General features: G+C 73.1%; 10 protein-coding genes. 4 read left to right on the forward strand and 6 right to left on the reverse strand.

What is annotated here, in order from left to right; all coding sequences use genetic code 11:
• Positions 1 to 367 precede the first annotated feature (367 nt).
• The 5 genes from AB0N84_RS08230 to aroA all read right to left on the reverse strand — a co-directional run bounded on the left by AB0N84_RS08230 (position 368) and on the right by aroA (position 8,054).
• Positions 368 to 3,103 carry an AAA family ATPase gene (locus tag AB0N84_RS08230; protein WP_363545122.1) on the reverse strand — a complete coding sequence of 912 codons (2,736 nt, stop codon included), beginning with the start codon at positions 3,101 to 3,103 and terminating at the stop codon, positions 368 to 370.
• Between the two features lie 521 nt (positions 3,104 to 3,624).
• Positions 3,625 to 4,416 carry an inositol monophosphatase family protein gene (locus tag AB0N84_RS08235; RefSeq protein WP_363545125.1) on the reverse strand — a complete coding sequence of 264 codons (792 nt, stop codon included), beginning with the start codon at positions 4,414 to 4,416 and terminating at the stop codon, positions 3,625 to 3,627.
• A gap of 30 nt (positions 4,417 to 4,446) precedes the next feature.
• On the reverse strand, positions 4,447 to 5,577 hold the full coding sequence (locus tag AB0N84_RS08240) for a hypothetical protein (RefSeq protein ID WP_363545128.1): 1,131 nt from the start codon (positions 5,575 to 5,577) through the stop codon (positions 4,447 to 4,449).
• A 46-nt stretch (positions 5,578 to 5,623) separates the two neighbouring features.
• Entirely contained in the window at positions 5,624 to 6,694 is a 1,071-nt protein-coding gene (gene rsgA, locus AB0N84_RS08245) for a ribosome small subunit-dependent GTPase A (protein ID WP_363545131.1), read from the reverse strand.
• Positions 6,695 to 6,698: 4 nt separating this feature from the next.
• The gene (aroA, locus tag AB0N84_RS08250) at positions 6,699 to 8,054 is read right to left on the reverse strand and encodes a 3-phosphoshikimate 1-carboxyvinyltransferase (RefSeq protein ID WP_363545134.1); all 1,356 of its coding nucleotides are present in this window, start codon (positions 8,052 to 8,054) and stop codon (positions 6,699 to 6,701) included.
• Positions 8,055 to 8,180: 126 nt separating this feature from the next.
• Here aroA and AB0N84_RS08255 point away from each other — a divergent pair, with 126 nt between their 5' ends.
• The 3 genes from AB0N84_RS08255 to AB0N84_RS08265 are packed head-to-tail and all read left to right on the forward strand — an operon-like array spanning position 8,181 to position 9,692.
• Positions 8,181 to 8,957, forward strand: coding sequence for a sigma-70 family RNA polymerase sigma factor (locus AB0N84_RS08255; protein WP_069710705.1), 777 nt, complete (start codon positions 8,181 to 8,183; stop codon positions 8,955 to 8,957).
• Positions 8,954 to 9,196 carry a zf-HC2 domain-containing protein gene (locus AB0N84_RS08260; protein WP_182047647.1) on the forward strand — a complete coding sequence of 81 codons (243 nt, stop codon included), beginning with the start codon at positions 8,954 to 8,956 and terminating at the stop codon, positions 9,194 to 9,196. Before AB0N84_RS08255 ends, AB0N84_RS08260 begins: the two co-directional genes overlap by 4 nt.
• A 55-nt stretch (positions 9,197 to 9,251) precedes the next feature.
• The gene (locus AB0N84_RS08265) at positions 9,252 to 9,692 is read left to right on the forward strand and encodes a GNAT family N-acetyltransferase (RefSeq protein ID WP_069710707.1); all 441 of its coding nucleotides are present in this window, start codon (positions 9,252 to 9,254) and stop codon (positions 9,690 to 9,692) included.
• Between the two features lie 126 nt (positions 9,693 to 9,818).
• Here the strand turns inward: AB0N84_RS08265 and AB0N84_RS08270 are convergent, their stop codons facing one another.
• Entirely contained in the window at positions 9,819 to 13,559 is a 3,741-nt protein-coding gene (locus AB0N84_RS08270; protein ID WP_363545139.1) for a multifunctional oxoglutarate decarboxylase/oxoglutarate dehydrogenase thiamine pyrophosphate-binding subunit/dihydrolipoyllysine-residue succinyltransferase subunit, read from the reverse strand.
• Between the two features lie 209 nt (positions 13,560 to 13,768).
• Here AB0N84_RS08270 and AB0N84_RS08275 point away from each other — a divergent pair, with 209 nt between their 5' ends.
• The gene (locus AB0N84_RS08275) at positions 13,769 to 15,208 is read left to right on the forward strand and encodes a GuaB1 family IMP dehydrogenase-related protein (protein ID WP_182047645.1); all 1,440 of its coding nucleotides are present in this window, start codon (positions 13,769 to 13,771) and stop codon (positions 15,206 to 15,208) included.
• The last annotated feature ends 59 nt before the right edge of the window (positions 15,209 to 15,267 follow it).

Here is a 15,267-nt window from a genome sequence, read left to right on the forward strand (position 1 = left end):
GTCGGTCGAGGGGAGCGGCACCGACCGCCGTCGGGTCTGCCGCGTGTCCGGGACCGTCGGCCGTGTCCGTCCGCGGATCAGGCGGGGACGGACCCGGGACGACGGTTCGGGTACCGGACGTTCGGGGTGCGGGCTGGCCCTCCGGGGAGGGCACGGCGGTCGGTGCAGGAGAAGCCTCACCCGGCGCCACCGTCGCGACAACACCCGCCGCCCGCTCTTGCGGTTCACCGCCGTCGCGGTGCGACGCGGCGGCGGACGGTGCGGTCTCCCGCAACCCGGCACCGGGGCGGACGCCCTCCACCACGCGACGGGAGGCCCGGTGCCAGCCGGCACCGGGCCTCCCGTCGCGTGGTCGGGTCGCGACCGGTCAGGTGAGCAGCGCCACCAGGTGGGAGCGCGAGCGTGCACCCACCTTGCGGTAGATCTGCGTCAGCCGGAGCTCGACCGTCCGCTGCGACATGAAGAGCGACGACGCGATCTCCCGGTTGCGGTAGCCCTCGGTCACCTTCTGCACCACGGCACGTTCCTCGGCCGTCAGCGACGTGAGCACCGCCGACGCGTCCGGAGCGCTCCGCGGCGTCCCGGGGACCGGCGCGGACGGCGTCGGGCCGGAACGGAGCGAGGTCGGCACGCCGAACGACGGCATCGCGGCCGGGGCCTGGGGCGTCGCCAGCGGGCGCCGGAGCCCCGCTGCCTCGTAGGCCGCCGCGGCGGCGGCACCGAGCCGCGGACGCTCCGCGACGGTGCCGACGACCGCCAGCGCGGCGAACGTGCGCGCGCGCTCGTACTGCGAGTCGTGCGGCTGGAACAGTTCCAGCGCCCGACGCCGTGCGGTCTCGCGGGTGGTGTCGTCGGCGACGAGCGCCAGGCTCCGTGCGAGCACCAGGGCACCCCAGCGCGACGGTCGTGCGTGGTGGTCGGCCGCGAGCCGGGCCGTCGCCGAACGGGCGTCGTCGATCCGGCCGGAGCGGACGTACCCCTCGACGAGGTCCCCGAGGTGCCGGAGCACCGCCGGGTTCCGCAGGGACCGACCGACCGCGTCGGCCGCCTCGAGTGCCACGACGGCCTCCTCGACCCTGCCGTCGAGCAGGAGCACCCGACCGCGCAGCGCGTGCAGCTTGGCCGTCGTGCCCCAGAGGAGCGCCGTCGAGCGGAGTGCCAGGCACCGGTCGACGACCTCGAGCGCCTCGTACGAACGTCCCTCGGCGAAGTGCCGCCACGCGATCGCGACGACCCGCGAGGGCTCCCGGACGCGCTGGGCGGCCCCGGCACCGGCCTCCCACGCGTCCACCGCGCGGAGGGCCTGTCGGAAGTTGCCCGACCGCAGCTCGTTCTCCGCCGTCAGGTACCGGGCTCCCTCGGCCCAGACGGTCTGCGTGTCCTGGCTGCGGGCCAGCACGAGGGCGAAGACCCGCCGGGCGCTGCGGGCGCGCTCGGCGATGCTCAGGGCGTGCGCCACCAGGAGCAGGGCGGGGTCCGACATCGCGAGGAGCCGCGCGGTCGCGAGTCCGTCGTACAGCTCGGTGTCGGCCGGCAGGGTGCCGTCGACCGCGGCCACCAGGCACTGCACGGCGCCGGCGATCTCCGCGGTGTGCGGGGTGAGCACCGGTCCGAGCTGCTCCACCCGGGCGAGGAGGTCCCTGGCCTGATCGAGGTCCCACGTCTCCGCGCGGAAGCTCGCGACCATCGCCAGGAGTCCGGCGACGGCGGGGGCTTCGGGTGCTCCCGCCGCGACGGGGACGAGCAGCTCGTCCGCGTGGACGGTCTCGCCGCGCAGGTACTGGACCGAGTACAGCAGCCGGAGCCGCCGCACCTCGTCCTCCTGGCGACGGAACGGACGGATCGCGGCGAGGTAGCGCGCCGCCAGGCCGAGCAGGCGCTGCGCGAGCATCGCCTCGGCGACGCGGAGCAGCGCGGCGCGCTCGTCCTCGCACCCCGAGCCGACGTGCAGGGCACGCTCGGCCAGGGCGACCGCGGCGTGCGGCGCACCGTCGGCGACGTGGGCCGCTGCTGCTTCGAGCAGCGCGACCGAGTCGGGCACGTCGTCGACGAAGCTGCGGTGCCACGCGGCGGCACGGGGGTCGACGTCGGCGCTCGCCGCGGCCAGCTCCGTGTGCAGGGACCGGCGGGACCTCGCGGTCATGCGCCAGTACAGCGCCGACCGGACGAGCGGGTCGCGGACGGTCGCGGACTGTCCGCGGACCACCACGAGCCCCGCGTCGGCGAGGTCGTCGAGGGCGTCGCGGTCCCACCCGGTGGTCCGGGCCACCGGCACGAGTGCGAGCCGGGCGAGGACGTCCAGATCACGTCCCGCGTCGGCGCCGTCGGTCCGCGTGCCACCGGCGGCGACACCGTCGAGACGCTCGAGCGTCGAGGCGGCGATCGCCTCGGTCGTCGCGGTCGGGCGCAGCGGCAGCACGAGCGGCTCCGCTCCGGTGAGCTGCGCGTGGCTCAGCGCCTCGAACTGCTCACGGAGCACCCCGGGGTTGCCCCCGGTGGCGTCGGCGAGGATCGCGAGGACCCCGTCGTTGGCGCCCTCGGGCGCCATGCTCCTGGCGAGGACGAGTGCGTCGTCGGCCGTGAGCGGCTCGAGGCGCAGCATCGGCAGCGCGGCGAGCGGGCTGCCGGACGACACCGAGCGCACCGTGGCCACCAGGCGGAGCGCCGTGCCGGCGAGCCGACCGGCGAGGAACGCGATGAGCTCCTGGCTGTCCTCGTCCATCCGGTCGAGGTCGTCGATGAGGACGACCGTCGGCGGGAGGGTCAGGGTCTGCACGGCCTCGAGGAAGTCGTGCGCGGCTGCCAGACCGGACGGCGCACCGGTCCCGGCAGCGCCCGCCTGCAGCAGGTGGGCGATGTGGGCGGTGGCTCGGGGGTCGTCGAGCGCGGTGAACAGGGAGGTCACGCCGGCCAGGGGCCAACGGGACTCGCTCCCGTTGACACCGACCCGCACGACGGGGAGGGGGACGCGGTCTGCGACCGCGTCGAGGACGCTGCTGCGCCCGGAACCAGGGTCGCCGACGACGACCATCGCGGACTCACGAGGGAGTGCTGCGAGGGTCGTGATCCGGTCGACCTCGAGACGGCGACCGGTGAGTGCCATGACTCACCGGCCTCCGGGTCCGGGGACGGGACGTGCGGAGGGCGTCCGGTCGACGGCACGGCGGGTGACCGTGGCGACGGACGGGGTCCGGTCGTCGGCACGGCGGGTGACCGGTGCGACGGACGGACGCGAGGCGGCGACGGAGCGCGCACCAGGGCTGTCGGTGAGATAACGCGGACGACGAGTGAGGGTGCACTCGGTTCCGCCTGGGAACGATGAAGTCATCGTCTGGACCACCCCTCGGGTTAGGGTTTTTCGGACGAAACGCACGACCCGCGGGACGGAGCCCGGATCTAGGGAATCCGGGCGACTCCCACCGGTCGCCTGTGAGCACGATAACAAAGGCGACGAACGGCCTCGACCGGTCCGTAAGCACGTTGTCCGACGGGCGTGTCCCCAGTCCGGGGGGTGCATGCCCCCCGGGACACCCCCCGTGCCCCCGGACGGGGGGTGTCACGGGGATGGGTGGCTCGTCGAGGGGGACAAGCGGGGTACACCGCCGGTGCTCGGCGCGGAACGGTTCAGGCGTCCGAGCGGCGGATGACCTCGACCACGGCGTCGTGCACCAGGCCGTTCGTGGCGAGCGCGCTGCCGTGCCAGGGCCCGGGGTCGCCGTCGAGCGAGGTGAAGCGGCCGCCGGCCTCCTCGACGATCGGCACGAGCGCGGCGATGTCCCACGGCTTGAGGTCCGGCTCGCCCGCGACGTCGAGGACCCCCTCGGCGACGAGCATGTACGACCACATGTCGCCGTAGGCCCGCGTCCGCCAGACCCTCCGGGACAGCGCGACGAGGGCGTCGAGCCGGTCGTCCTCGTCCCACTGCTGGATGCTGTTGTAGCTGAGGCTCGCGTCGGCGAGCTCCGCGACGCCGGAGACGCGCAACGGACCGTCGGTGGAGTGCGCGCCGAGGCCCTCCGCCGCCCACCAGCGCTTGCCGAGGGCCGGGGCGCTGACGACGCCGAGCACCGGTCGTCCGTCGACGGCGAGGGCGATCAGCGTCGCCCACACGGGCACGCCCCGCAGGTAGTTCGCGGTCCCGTCGATCGGGTCGACGACCCACTGCCGGTGACCCTCGCTGACGGCGTCCGCGCCGGTGTCCGCCGTCGTCTCCTCGCCGAGGAAGGCGTCGTCGGGCCGCTCGGCGGCGAGCCGCTCGCGGAGCGCCCGCTCGACCGCCTGGTCGGCGTCGGTGACGTGCGTGCTGTCGGCCTTCGTCGACACGTGCAGGTCGGCGGCGCGGAACCGCTCGAGGCTGATCGCGTCGGCGGTGTCGGCGAGCGAGCGGGCGAAGTCCAGGTCGGCGCTGAGGTCCACGGAGGCCAGGCTAGCGGCTCGGCCCGGCGGCTAGGCGGCCACGACCTCCTCCTCCTCGAGCCGGGTGACCGCGCGCTCGCGGGCGAGCCGCGTGCGTCGGGCGGCGAGCCCGTGCACGAGGACGCCGAGCAGCACGGCGACGACGAGCCAGAGCGCCAGGACGACCAGCGGGCGGGCGAGCGACGCCGCCGGGAAGTACACGAGGTCCTGCGCCGCGGCGAGCCACGCGGCACCGCTCCAGAACGTGTTGAGCGCCGCGAAGAAGCCGGGCTGGAACGCCGGCTGGAAGATGCCGCCCGAGCTCGTGAAGTTGAGCATCACGAACAGCATCGTGAGGATCGGCGTCGTCCACCGCCCGAGCAGCGGGTGCAGTCCGACGCCGAGCGCGATGATCACGGCGTCGTAGAGCCAGGCGACGAGGAAGACCTCCCACCGGTGCGACGGGACGACCCCGTAGAGCGGACCGGCGACCACGACGCCGATGCCGGCGACCACCGCAGCCGTGGCGGCGCCGACGACCACGGTCCAGAACGCACGGAGCCGGGCGGCCGCGGCGGCGACCGCGATGGCCGAGGCGTAGCCGCCGACGCTCAGGCCGACGAGCAGGAAGAACAGGCCCTGGCCGGTGGTGTCCTCGCTGCCCGTGGGCACGACGTCCTCGACCGTGAACGGCAGGTGCTGCCGGAAGGCGATCGGCAGGAACACCTTCTCGGCCGCCGACGCCGTGGTCTCGCTCGCCGCGGTCGAGACGTAGAGCGTCGCACCGGACGTGCCGGGTGCGTACACGGCGGCGAGGTCGCGGTCCCGCACGGCGCGCTCGGCCGCGGTCGTGGTCGGGACCACGTGGGCGACGAGCCCGCCGTCCGACCCGTCGGTGACGGTCTGGGCGAACACCTGCGCCGTGGGCCCCTGACCGACGATGCCGACGGGGAGCTCGTGCGGGGTGGGGGCGTGGAACGCGCCGAGGTAGGCGAGGGTCATCCCGACCGCGAGGAAGAGCGGGACGAGGACGTGCGACCCGAACGACCGGAGCGTGCTGCCGAGGTGCTCCGGCCGGAGGACCGCGAGCGTCCGGGCGCCGTGGCGGTCCGCACGCGCGGCGTGGTCGGCGTGGTGGGGGTGCGGCACGCGCGCATTGTTGTTCTCTGCAACTTCAGGCACGGGGAGCAACGGTACACCCGCCGCGCCCGCTGCCCACCCGCCGGGGTCAGTCGGTGCCGGGGTCCTCGCCGCCCATGCCCGTCAGGAGCGCCCGGAACGAGTCGAGGCGCTCGACGCCCGTCGGGCCGAGCTCGCCGTCCTGCACGCGGTCGACGATCTCCCAGTCGTGCGCCTGGTCGAGCGGGATGCCGTCGGCCGGCTCGCGGACCGGGACGGCGTGTGCGGCGAAGGCGCGGAACACGTTCGCCGGCTCGACGTGCCCGAGGCCGAACGAGCGGACGCCCGGGGTGTCGATGATCCACCCGCCGTCGCGGACCCGCAGGGCGATCGACGACGACGAGGTGTGGCGCCCGCGGCCGGTCACCGCGTTCACGACGCCCGTCGCGCGGGTGGACCCGGTGATCGCGTTCACGAGGGTGGACTTGCCGACGCCCGAGTGGCCGACCGTGACGGTGACCTTGCCGTCGAGCACCTCGTGCAGGGCGTCGAACGGCACGTCGTCGGACCGGCTCGTCACGATCCGCAGGTCGAGGCACGCGAAGTGCGCGAGGAAGTCGGTCGGGTCCGCGAGGTCGGTCTTCGTGATGCAGAGGACCGGGTCGAGCCCCGCGTCGAACGCCGCGACGAGGTACCGGTCGATCAGTCGCGTGCGCGGTTCGGGGTCGGCCGCGGCGACGACGACGAGCATCTGGTCGGCGTTCGCCACGATCACGCGCTCGACCTCGTCGGTGTCGTCCGCGCTGCGGCGGAGCAGCGTCGTACGCTCCGCCACCCTGACGATCCGCGCGAGGGAGCCGGGGTCGCCGGACACGTCGCCGACGAGGGAGACGTGGTCACCCGTGACGACCGACTTCTTGCCGAGCTCGCGCGCCTTCGTCGCGGTGATGACCCGCTCGCCGGCCGCGTCCGACCCCGCGCCCTCCGTCACGAGGACGCCGAACCGCCCGCGGTCGACGTTCGTCACCCAGCCGACCGGGGCGTCGTCGTGGGTGGGCCGGACCTTCGTGCGCGGGCGGTTGCCCTTCGGGTTCGGCCGGATGCGCACCTTCGACTCGTACTGCCCGTACGCCTCGTCCTCGTCGGTGTCGTCGCCGTCGACGTCGTCCCACCAGCTCACGGTCTCACGCCCCCTTCGTGCCGGTCGCCACGAGGTCCGCCCACAGGTCCGGGAACTGCGGCAGCGTCTTCGCCGTGCAGCCGACGTCGTCGACGGCGACGCCGTCGACGACGAGGCCCACGAGGGCCCCCGCGGTCGCCATCCGGTGGTCGTCGTACGCGGCCCAGTCGCCGCCGTGGAGGCGAGCGGGGGTGATCCGCAGGCCGTCGTCGAGTTCCTGCACCGAGCCTCCCGACCGGTTCACGTCCGCCGCGAGCGCGGCGAGCCGGTCCGTCTCGTGGCCGCGCAGGTGCCCGATCCCGGTGATCTCGCTCGGTCCGTCGGCCAGCGCCGACAGCGCGACCAGCGCGGGGGCGAGCTCGCCGCCGCGGGTCAGGTCGAGCGTGACACCCGGCAGGGAGGCCCCACCCGCCACCCCGACGCCGCCGTCGAACACCAGGTCGTCACCGTCACGCGTCACGGTCGCCCCCCACAGCGGCAGGAGCGTCTCGAGGTCGGCCCCGACCTGCGTGGTCGCGGTCGGCCAGGTGCGGATGCGGACCGTGCCGCCCGCCACGAGCGCGGCCGCCGCGAACGGCGCCGCGTTCGACAGGTCCGGCTCGATCGTGACGTCACGGGCGGCGATCGGCCCGGGGTGCACGACCCACTCGCCGACGGCCGGCTGGTCGACGCGGACACCGCGGGCACGGAGCACCTCGACGGTCATGTCGATGTGGGGCAGGCTCGGCAGGCGGTCGCCGACGTGCGTGAGGTGCAGGCCCTCGTCGAACCGCGGTGCCGAGAGGAGCAGGCCGGAGACGAACTGCGACGAGGCCGACGCGTCGATCGTCAGCCGACCGCCCCGCACCGAGCCGGTGCCGGTGAACGAGAAGGGCATCGCGCCGTCGCCGTCGTCCGTGACGTCCACGCCGAGGTCGGCGAGGGCACCGATGACCGCACCCATCGGACGCTTCCGGGCGTACGGGTCGCCGTCGACGGTGACCGGACCGGTGGCCAGCGCGGCGAGCGGCGGGAGGAAGCGCATCACGGTGCCGGCGAGGCCGCAGTCCACCGCGACGTCGCCGTGCAGCGGGGCCGGCGTGATCCGGAGGTCGGGGCCGTGGGGGTTCGGCTGCGTGCCCGCCGGCTCGACCTCCTCGATGCCGACGCCGAGCTGCCGCAGCGCCGCGACCATGAGCGCGGAGTCGCGCGAGTGCAGGGGGAGCCGGATCGTCGAGGGGCCGTCCGCGAGGGCGGCGAGCACGAGCTCCCGGTTCGTCAGCGACTTGGAGCCGGGCAGGGCGACGTCGCCGTGCAGCGGCCCGCGTGCGCGGGGTGCGATCCACGGATCGGGGTGGTGGGAATGCGTCGACTCGGCCATCGGTTCACCAGGGTACTGAACGCAGCGGGAGGACCATTGGCGACAGCGACCCTGGAACGGACACGGACGGCTCTGCCGCCCGTGCGGACGACGCTCGACGGCCGACCCGGCCTAGACTCGACCGTGATGACGACCGACGAACCGCAGGCAGCACCGCACGACCTGGTCGAGGAGACCGAGGCCCAGCTCGACGCGGTGTCCGAGGAGGCGGATCTCGACGGCACCGAGCCCGAGCCGGCCGACGAGAAGACGGTGTCCGAGGCCGAGCTCCGCTCCCTCTTCGAGGACCAGGCGCTCCCGTTCATGGACCAGCTGTACGGCGCCGCGATGCGGATGACGCGCAACCCGGCCGATGCGTCCGACCTCGTGCAGGAGACCTTCGTCAAGGCGTACGCCGCGTTCCGGCAGTTCCGCCAGGGCACGAACCTCAAGGCGTGGCTGTACCGGATCCTCACGAACACGTTCATCAACACGTACCGGAAGAACCAGCGGAACCCCTACCAGGGCACCATCGACGAGCTCGAGGACTGGCAGCTGGGCGGCGCGGAGAGCGTCACGCAGTCGATCTCCGCGCGCTCCGCGGAGGCCGATGCGATCGACCACCTGCCGTCGTCCGCCGTGAAGGACGCGCTGCAGTCGATCCCCGAGGACTTCCGGATGGCCGTGTACTTCGCGGACGTCGAGGGCTTCTCCTACCAGGAGATCGCCGACATCATGAAGACCCCCGTGGGGACGGTCATGAGCCGTCTCCACCGTGGTCGCCGGCTCCTCCGGGGGCTCCTGGCGGACCACGCACGCGAGACCGGCATCGTCCCGGACGCAGCGTCGACGGCGACGATGCGTGGACGCGGCCGGAAGACACCTGCGACCGCTGGTCGCACCGACGGGAAGGACGCACGATGAGCGGCTGCGACTGCTCGAAGGCCAAGGCCGAGCTCGAGGAGTTCCTCCACGACGAGCTCCGGGGCGCCGACGCCGCGGACATCCGCGAGCACATGGAGACCTGCGAGGACTGCACGAGCGAGCACCGCGTCGGCGTCGTCCTCATGGAGACCGTGAAGCGTGCCTGCAGGGAGACCGCGCCGGACCAGCTCCGGTCGGAGATCCTGGCGCGCATCCGCGTGGAGCAGGCGACCCACTAGCCGTCGCGGGCGCACTGGTCGTCACACGGACGGTGCCGTCGGTAGGGTCGGCCCCATGACCCTCACCGCCGAGTCGATCACCACCTGGTCCGACACGGACGTCGCCGACGTCACCGCCCTCGTCCGCCTGCTCGGGCACGTCGTCGACGAGCCCGCCATGCGCGCACGGCTCGAGCGGCTGGTCCCGGAGGCGGGACACCGCACGTGGCTCGTCCGTGGTGCCGACGGTCGCGCGGTCGCGGTGGCGGGCGCGCAGGTGACGTGGTCCTACGCCAGCGACGAACCGACGGCGCAGCTCCTGCTGCTCGTCGTGGACCCGGCGGCCAGGAGGGACGGCACCGGTTCGGCGCTCATCGACGTCTTCGAGACGTGGGCCGCCGAGCAGGGCGCACACCGTCTCAGTGCGGTGTCGGCCGCCGCGACCGACAGCGCGCACCGGTTCTACCAGAAGCGCGGCTACCACGAGTCGGGCGTCCGGTACACGAAGCTCCGGTAGTCGGAACGGACGACGCGCCCCGTTCCCACGGGGCGAGTCGTCCGTTCCGGGGCGCTGCTGCGCCTCGTCTGCCTCGTCTGCCTCGTCTGCCTCGTCTGGCTCGTCTGGCTCGTCTGGTGCGCTCGGTCAGCCGAGCGCCTTGCGGACGACGTCCGATGCCTCCTGCGCGGAACGCTTCGACGACCCGGTCGCCGGCGCGGCACTCGCGGGGCGTGCGGCCACCGAGAGCGGCCGACCGTCCAGGTGCGGCGACAGGTTCATGCAGACGTACGGCCAGGCACCCTGGTTCTCCGGCTCCTCCTGCGCCCACACGACCTCGGCCTGCGGGTACCCGGCGAGCACGTCGAGGAGCTGACGGAGGGGGAGCGGCGCGAGCTGCTCGAGCCGGACGAGGGCGACGTCGGTCGCACCGGACTTGTCGAGCTCGGCACGCAGGTCGTGGTGCACCTTGCCCGAGTGCAGGACGACGCGGCGCACGGCGCCCCGGTCGGCCACGCGGTCGTCGTCGAGGACCTCCTGGAACGTGCCGCCGGTGAACGCCTCGACCGGGCTCGTGGCCTGGCGCAGCCGGAGCATCGCCTTCGGGGTGAACACGACGAGCGGCTTCTGCGGCCGCGCCCACGCCTGACGGCGCAGCAGGTGGAACCACGACGCCGGCGTCGACGGACGCGCGACGATCATGTTGTCCTCGGCACAGAGCTGCAGGTAGCGCTCGATGCGGGCCGACGAGTGGTCCGGCCCCTGGCCCTCGTAGCCGTGCGGGAGCAGGAGCACCAGGCCGGAGCGCTGGCCCCACTTCTGCTCGGCGGACGAGATGAACTCGTCGATGATCGTCTGCGCGCCGTTCGCGAAGTCGCCGAACTGCGCCTCCCAGAGCACCAGGGCCTCGGGACGCTCGACCGAGTAGCCGTACTCGAAGCCCATGGCCGCGTACTCGCTGAGCAGCGAGTCGTAGATGTAGAGCCGGGCCTGGTCCTCGGCGACGTTCGCCAGCGGCAGCCACTCCTGACCGTTGATCCGGTCGTGGAACACCGCCTGGCGCTGCACGAAGGTGCCACGCCGGGCGTCCTGGCCGGCGAGCCGCACGGGCTTGCCCTCGACGAGCACCGAACCGATCGCCATGAGCTCGGCCATCGCCCAGTCGATGCCGCCCGAGCGGGTCATCTCCGTGCGCTTGGTGAGCAGCTGCTGCAGCTTCGGGTGGATCGAGAACCCGGCGGGCGGGTTGCTGTGCGCGTCGCCGATGGCCCGGACGAGCTCCTCGGAGATCGCGGTCTCGTGCACCTCGACCTCGGTGTCGTCGCGCTGCGCACTCGGACGCTCGAGGCCGTCGACCGCACCGTCGTCGTCGGTGGTGATCACCGGCATCGTCCCGGTCTGCGCCTCGTGCGTCTCGGCGAACGCGCGCTCGAGGCGGTCCTGGAAGTCGCGGTGGGCCTCGTCGTACTCCTCCTGAGTGATGTCACCGCGGCCGACGAGGGCCTCGGTGTACAGCGTGCGGACCGAGCGCTTCGCCTCGATGAGGTTGTACATGAGCGGCTGCGTCATCGACGGGTCGTCGCCCTCGTTGTGCCCGCGGCGGCGGTAGCAGATGAGGTCGATGACGACGTCGCGGTGGAACTCCTCGCGGTAGGCGAAGGCGAGCTCGGCCACGCGGGCCACGGCCTCCGGGTCGTCCCCGTTGACGTGGAAGATCGGCGCCTGGATGGTCTTGGCGACGTCGGTCGAGTACACCGAGCTGCGGGCCGACTCCGGCGGCGTGGTGAAGCCGACCTGGTTGTTGATGACCAGGTGCACCGTGCCGCCCGTGCGGTACCCGCGGAGCTGCGACATCTGCAGGGTCTCGACCACGACGCCCTGGCCGGCCATCGCCGCATCGCCGTGCACGAGCACCGGCAGCACGCCGAAGGTGCCGGGCGGGGTGCGGTCCTGCTTGGCGCGGACGATGCCCTCGAGCACGCCGTCCACGGCCTCGAGGTGCGACGGGTTCGCCGCGATCGTCACCGGGATGCTCGACCCGTCCGAGGCGCGGAAGACGCCCTCGGTGCCGACGTGGTACTTCACGTCGCCCGACCCCTGGCCCGACACGGAGCCCGGCAGGGACGACCCCTCGAACTCGCGGAAGATCTGTCCGTACGTCTTGCCGGCGATGTTCGTCAGCACGTTGAGGCGGCCGCGGTGGGCCATGCCGATCGCGACCTCGTCGAGCCCGGCGGCGGACGCCTGCTGGATGAGCGTGTCGAGGAACGCGATGGTCGACTCGCCGCCCTCGAGCGAGAAGCGCTTCTGGCCGACGTACTTCGTCTGCAGGAACGTCTCGAAGGCCTCGGCCTCGTTGAGCTTGCCGAGCACCCGCAGCTGCTCGTCCTTCGACGGCTTCGAGTAGGGGACCTCGATGTGGCCCTGCACCCAGCGGCGCTGCTCCGGGTCCTGGATGTGCATGTACTCGACGCCGACGGTCCGGCAGTACGCGTCGCGGAGGATGCCGAGCACGTCGCGCAGCGGCGCGTTCGTGGTGCCGGCCAGGCCACCGGTGACGAACTCGCGGTCGAGGTCCCAGAACGTCAGCCCGTGGTTCTCGATCTCGAGGTCCGGGTGCGTGCGCTGGCGGTACTCGAGCGGGTCGATGTCCGCCATGAGGTGCCCGCGGACCCGGTAGCTGTTGATGAGCTCCTGGACGCGCGACGTCTTGTTGACGCGGTGGGCGAGGTCGACGTTGATGTCGTTCGCCCACTGGATCGGCTTGTAGGGGATGCGCAGCGCCGAGAAGATGCCCTCGTAGAAGCCGTGCTCGCCGATCAGGCGCTCGTGCACCTTCTTGAGGTACTCGCCCGACCCGGCGCCCTGGATGACGCGGTGGTCGTAGGTGCTGGTCAGCGTGATGGTCTTGCCGACGCCGAGCTCGACGAGCGTCTTCGTCGCCGAGCCCTGGAACTGCGCCGGGTACTCGAGCGCCCCGGCGCCGATGATCGAGCCCTGGCCCTTCGTCAGGCGGGGGACCGAGTGCACAGTGCCGATGCCGCCCGGGTTCGTCAGCGAGATCGTGGTGCCCTGGAAGTCGGCCGGCGTGAGCTTGTTGTCACGGGCGCGCTTGACGAGGTCCTCGTAGGCGGAGAGGAACTGCCCGAACGTCAGGGTCTCGGCACGCTTGATGCTCGGCACGAGGAGCGAGCGGGTGCCGTCCTTCTTCGGGACGTCGATCGCGATGCCGAGGTTCACGTGCGCGGGCGTGACGACGAAGGGCTTGCCGTCGCGCTCCTCGTAGGAGACGTTCTGGCTCGGGAATTCCTTGAGCGCCTCGACCATCGCCCAGCCGATCAGGTGCGTGAACGAGATCTTGCCGCCGCGGGCCCGACGCAGGTGGTTGTTGACGACGATCCGGTTGTCGATCATCAGCTTCGCGGGGATGGTCCGCACGCTCGTCGCGGTCGGCACCGTGAGCGAGGCGTCCATGTTCGACGCCAGGGTCTTCGCCATGCCCCGGAGCGGGGTCGCGACGTCCTCGTGGGTCTCCTCGTGGTCGTCCGCGGCGTCGTTCGCCTCGGCCGGGATCGGCTGCGGCGTCGGCTGGCGGGACGTGGTCCGCGCCTGGATCGACCCGGCGGGCTTCGCCTCGGCCGGGGCGTCACCGGTCGCAGGCTGCTGCGTGGTCGACTGCGTCTGCGTGGTCGACTGCGACTGCGGAGCCGACGCGGCTGCCGGGGTGCCGGCGGTCTGGGAGCGGTGGTAGCTCTCGAGGACCGGCCACCAGGACTCGTCCACGGAGTGCTTGTCGGCGACGTACTGCTCGTACAGCTCGTCGACGAGCCACTCGTTCGCCCCGAATTCGCCCGCGGTCTCGTCCGTACCCGTCGTCTGGCTCGACACAGCCGATCGCCCACTCTCCGTCGATAGATGCTCGTGTGTGTCGTGCGGGCAGCCCTGCCGCGCACTGGACGCCAGCCTAGCCGCTCGGCCGTGACCGTTCGGTGACCGTCGACGCGTGCCGCCGGTCCCGTCGTCGTCCGCGCGTGTCGCCCGCCGACGCCCGCGGATCGACGGCTGCCGGGGGTCGCCGGAGCCGTACAGTTGAGGGCATGAGGTTCTACGAGACGCGGCCGACGCACGACCTGACCTACTCCGACGTCTTCCTCGTCCCGAGCCGCTCCGGCGTGACGAGCCGCTTCGACGTGGACCTCGCCACGAACGACGGCACGGGAGCGACGATCCCGATCGTCAGCGCCAACATGAACTCGGTGACCGGACCGCGCCTCGCCGCCACCCTCGCCCGTCGCGGCGGACTGGGCGTGCTGCCGCAGGACATGCACCTGCAGGACCTCGCCGCCGCCATCCGGTGGGTCAAGGAGCAGCCGGTCGACTTCGACACCGCCTACGACATGGGCGCCGACACCACGGTGTCCGAGGCGCTCGAGCAGCTGCTGCCGGTCGCCGGTCGCGGGGTCGTCGTGCGCGACGCGGCGGGGGAGTACCTCGGCTGCGTCCCGGCCGCCCGCCTCGGCACCGCCGGTGCGGACGCCGTGCTCGGGGACCTGCTGCACGGTGCGTCCACCGCGATCGACGCGGACGACGCCGGCACCGCGCGGCACGTGTACGACGTGCTCTCGGCGGCCGAGGTCGACTTCGCCCCGGTGGTGCGCCACGGCCGGGTCGTCGGCACCACGAGCCAGACGAGCGCGATCCGCTCGGACATCTACACGCCCGCCGTCGACGGCGAGGGACGCCTCCGCGTCGCGGCCGCGGTCGGCATCAACGGCGACGTCGCCGCGAAGGCGAAGGCCCTCGCCGCGGCCGGCGTCGACGTCCTCGTCCTCGACACCGCGCACGGCCACCAGGAGGGCATGCTCCGCGCCCTCCGCACGGTGTCCGCGCTCGGCCTCGGCCTGCCGATCGTCGCCGGGAACGTCGTCACCGCGGACGCCGTCGCACACCTCGTCGACGCCGGCGCGAGCATCATCAAGGTCGGTGTCGGCCCCGGCGCGATGTGCACGACGCGCATGATGACCGCGGTCGGGCGCCCGCAGTTCTCCGCCGTGCTCGAGACCGCGGCGGCCGCGCGGTCGCTCGGCGCGCACGTGTGGGCCGACGGTGGCGTGCGCTACCCGCGCGACGTCGCACTCGCCCTGGCGGCCGGCGCCTCGGCGGTGATGATCGGCTCGTGGTTCGCCGGCACGCTCGAGGCGCCCGGGGTGCTCCGCCGCGACTCCGCGGGCAAGGCGTACAAGGAGAGCTGGGGCATGGCGTCCGCGAAGGCCGTGCGCGAGCGCTTCGAGCGGCTCGACCCGTACGAGCGGGCGCGCAAGGCGCTCTTCGCCGAGGGCATCTCGTCGTCGACGATCTACCTCGACCCGGAGCGCCCGAGCGTCGAGGACCTGCTCGACATGATCACCACGGGCATCCGCAGCTCGGCGACGTACGCCGGCGCCTCGTCGCTGCACGAGTTCGCCGAGCGCGCGCTGGTCGGCATCCAGTCGGCCGCCGGCTACGAGGAGGGCAAGCCGCTCCCCGTGAGCTGGTAGCGCTGCCGCGGGACGCGACCAGCGGACGGACGGGAGGCGCGGTGCCAGCTGGCACCGCG

The sequence above is a fragment of the Curtobacterium sp. NPDC089185 genome (assembly GCF_040685235.1).
GTDB lineage: Bacteria > Actinomycetota > Actinomycetes > Actinomycetales > Microbacteriaceae > Curtobacterium > Curtobacterium citri.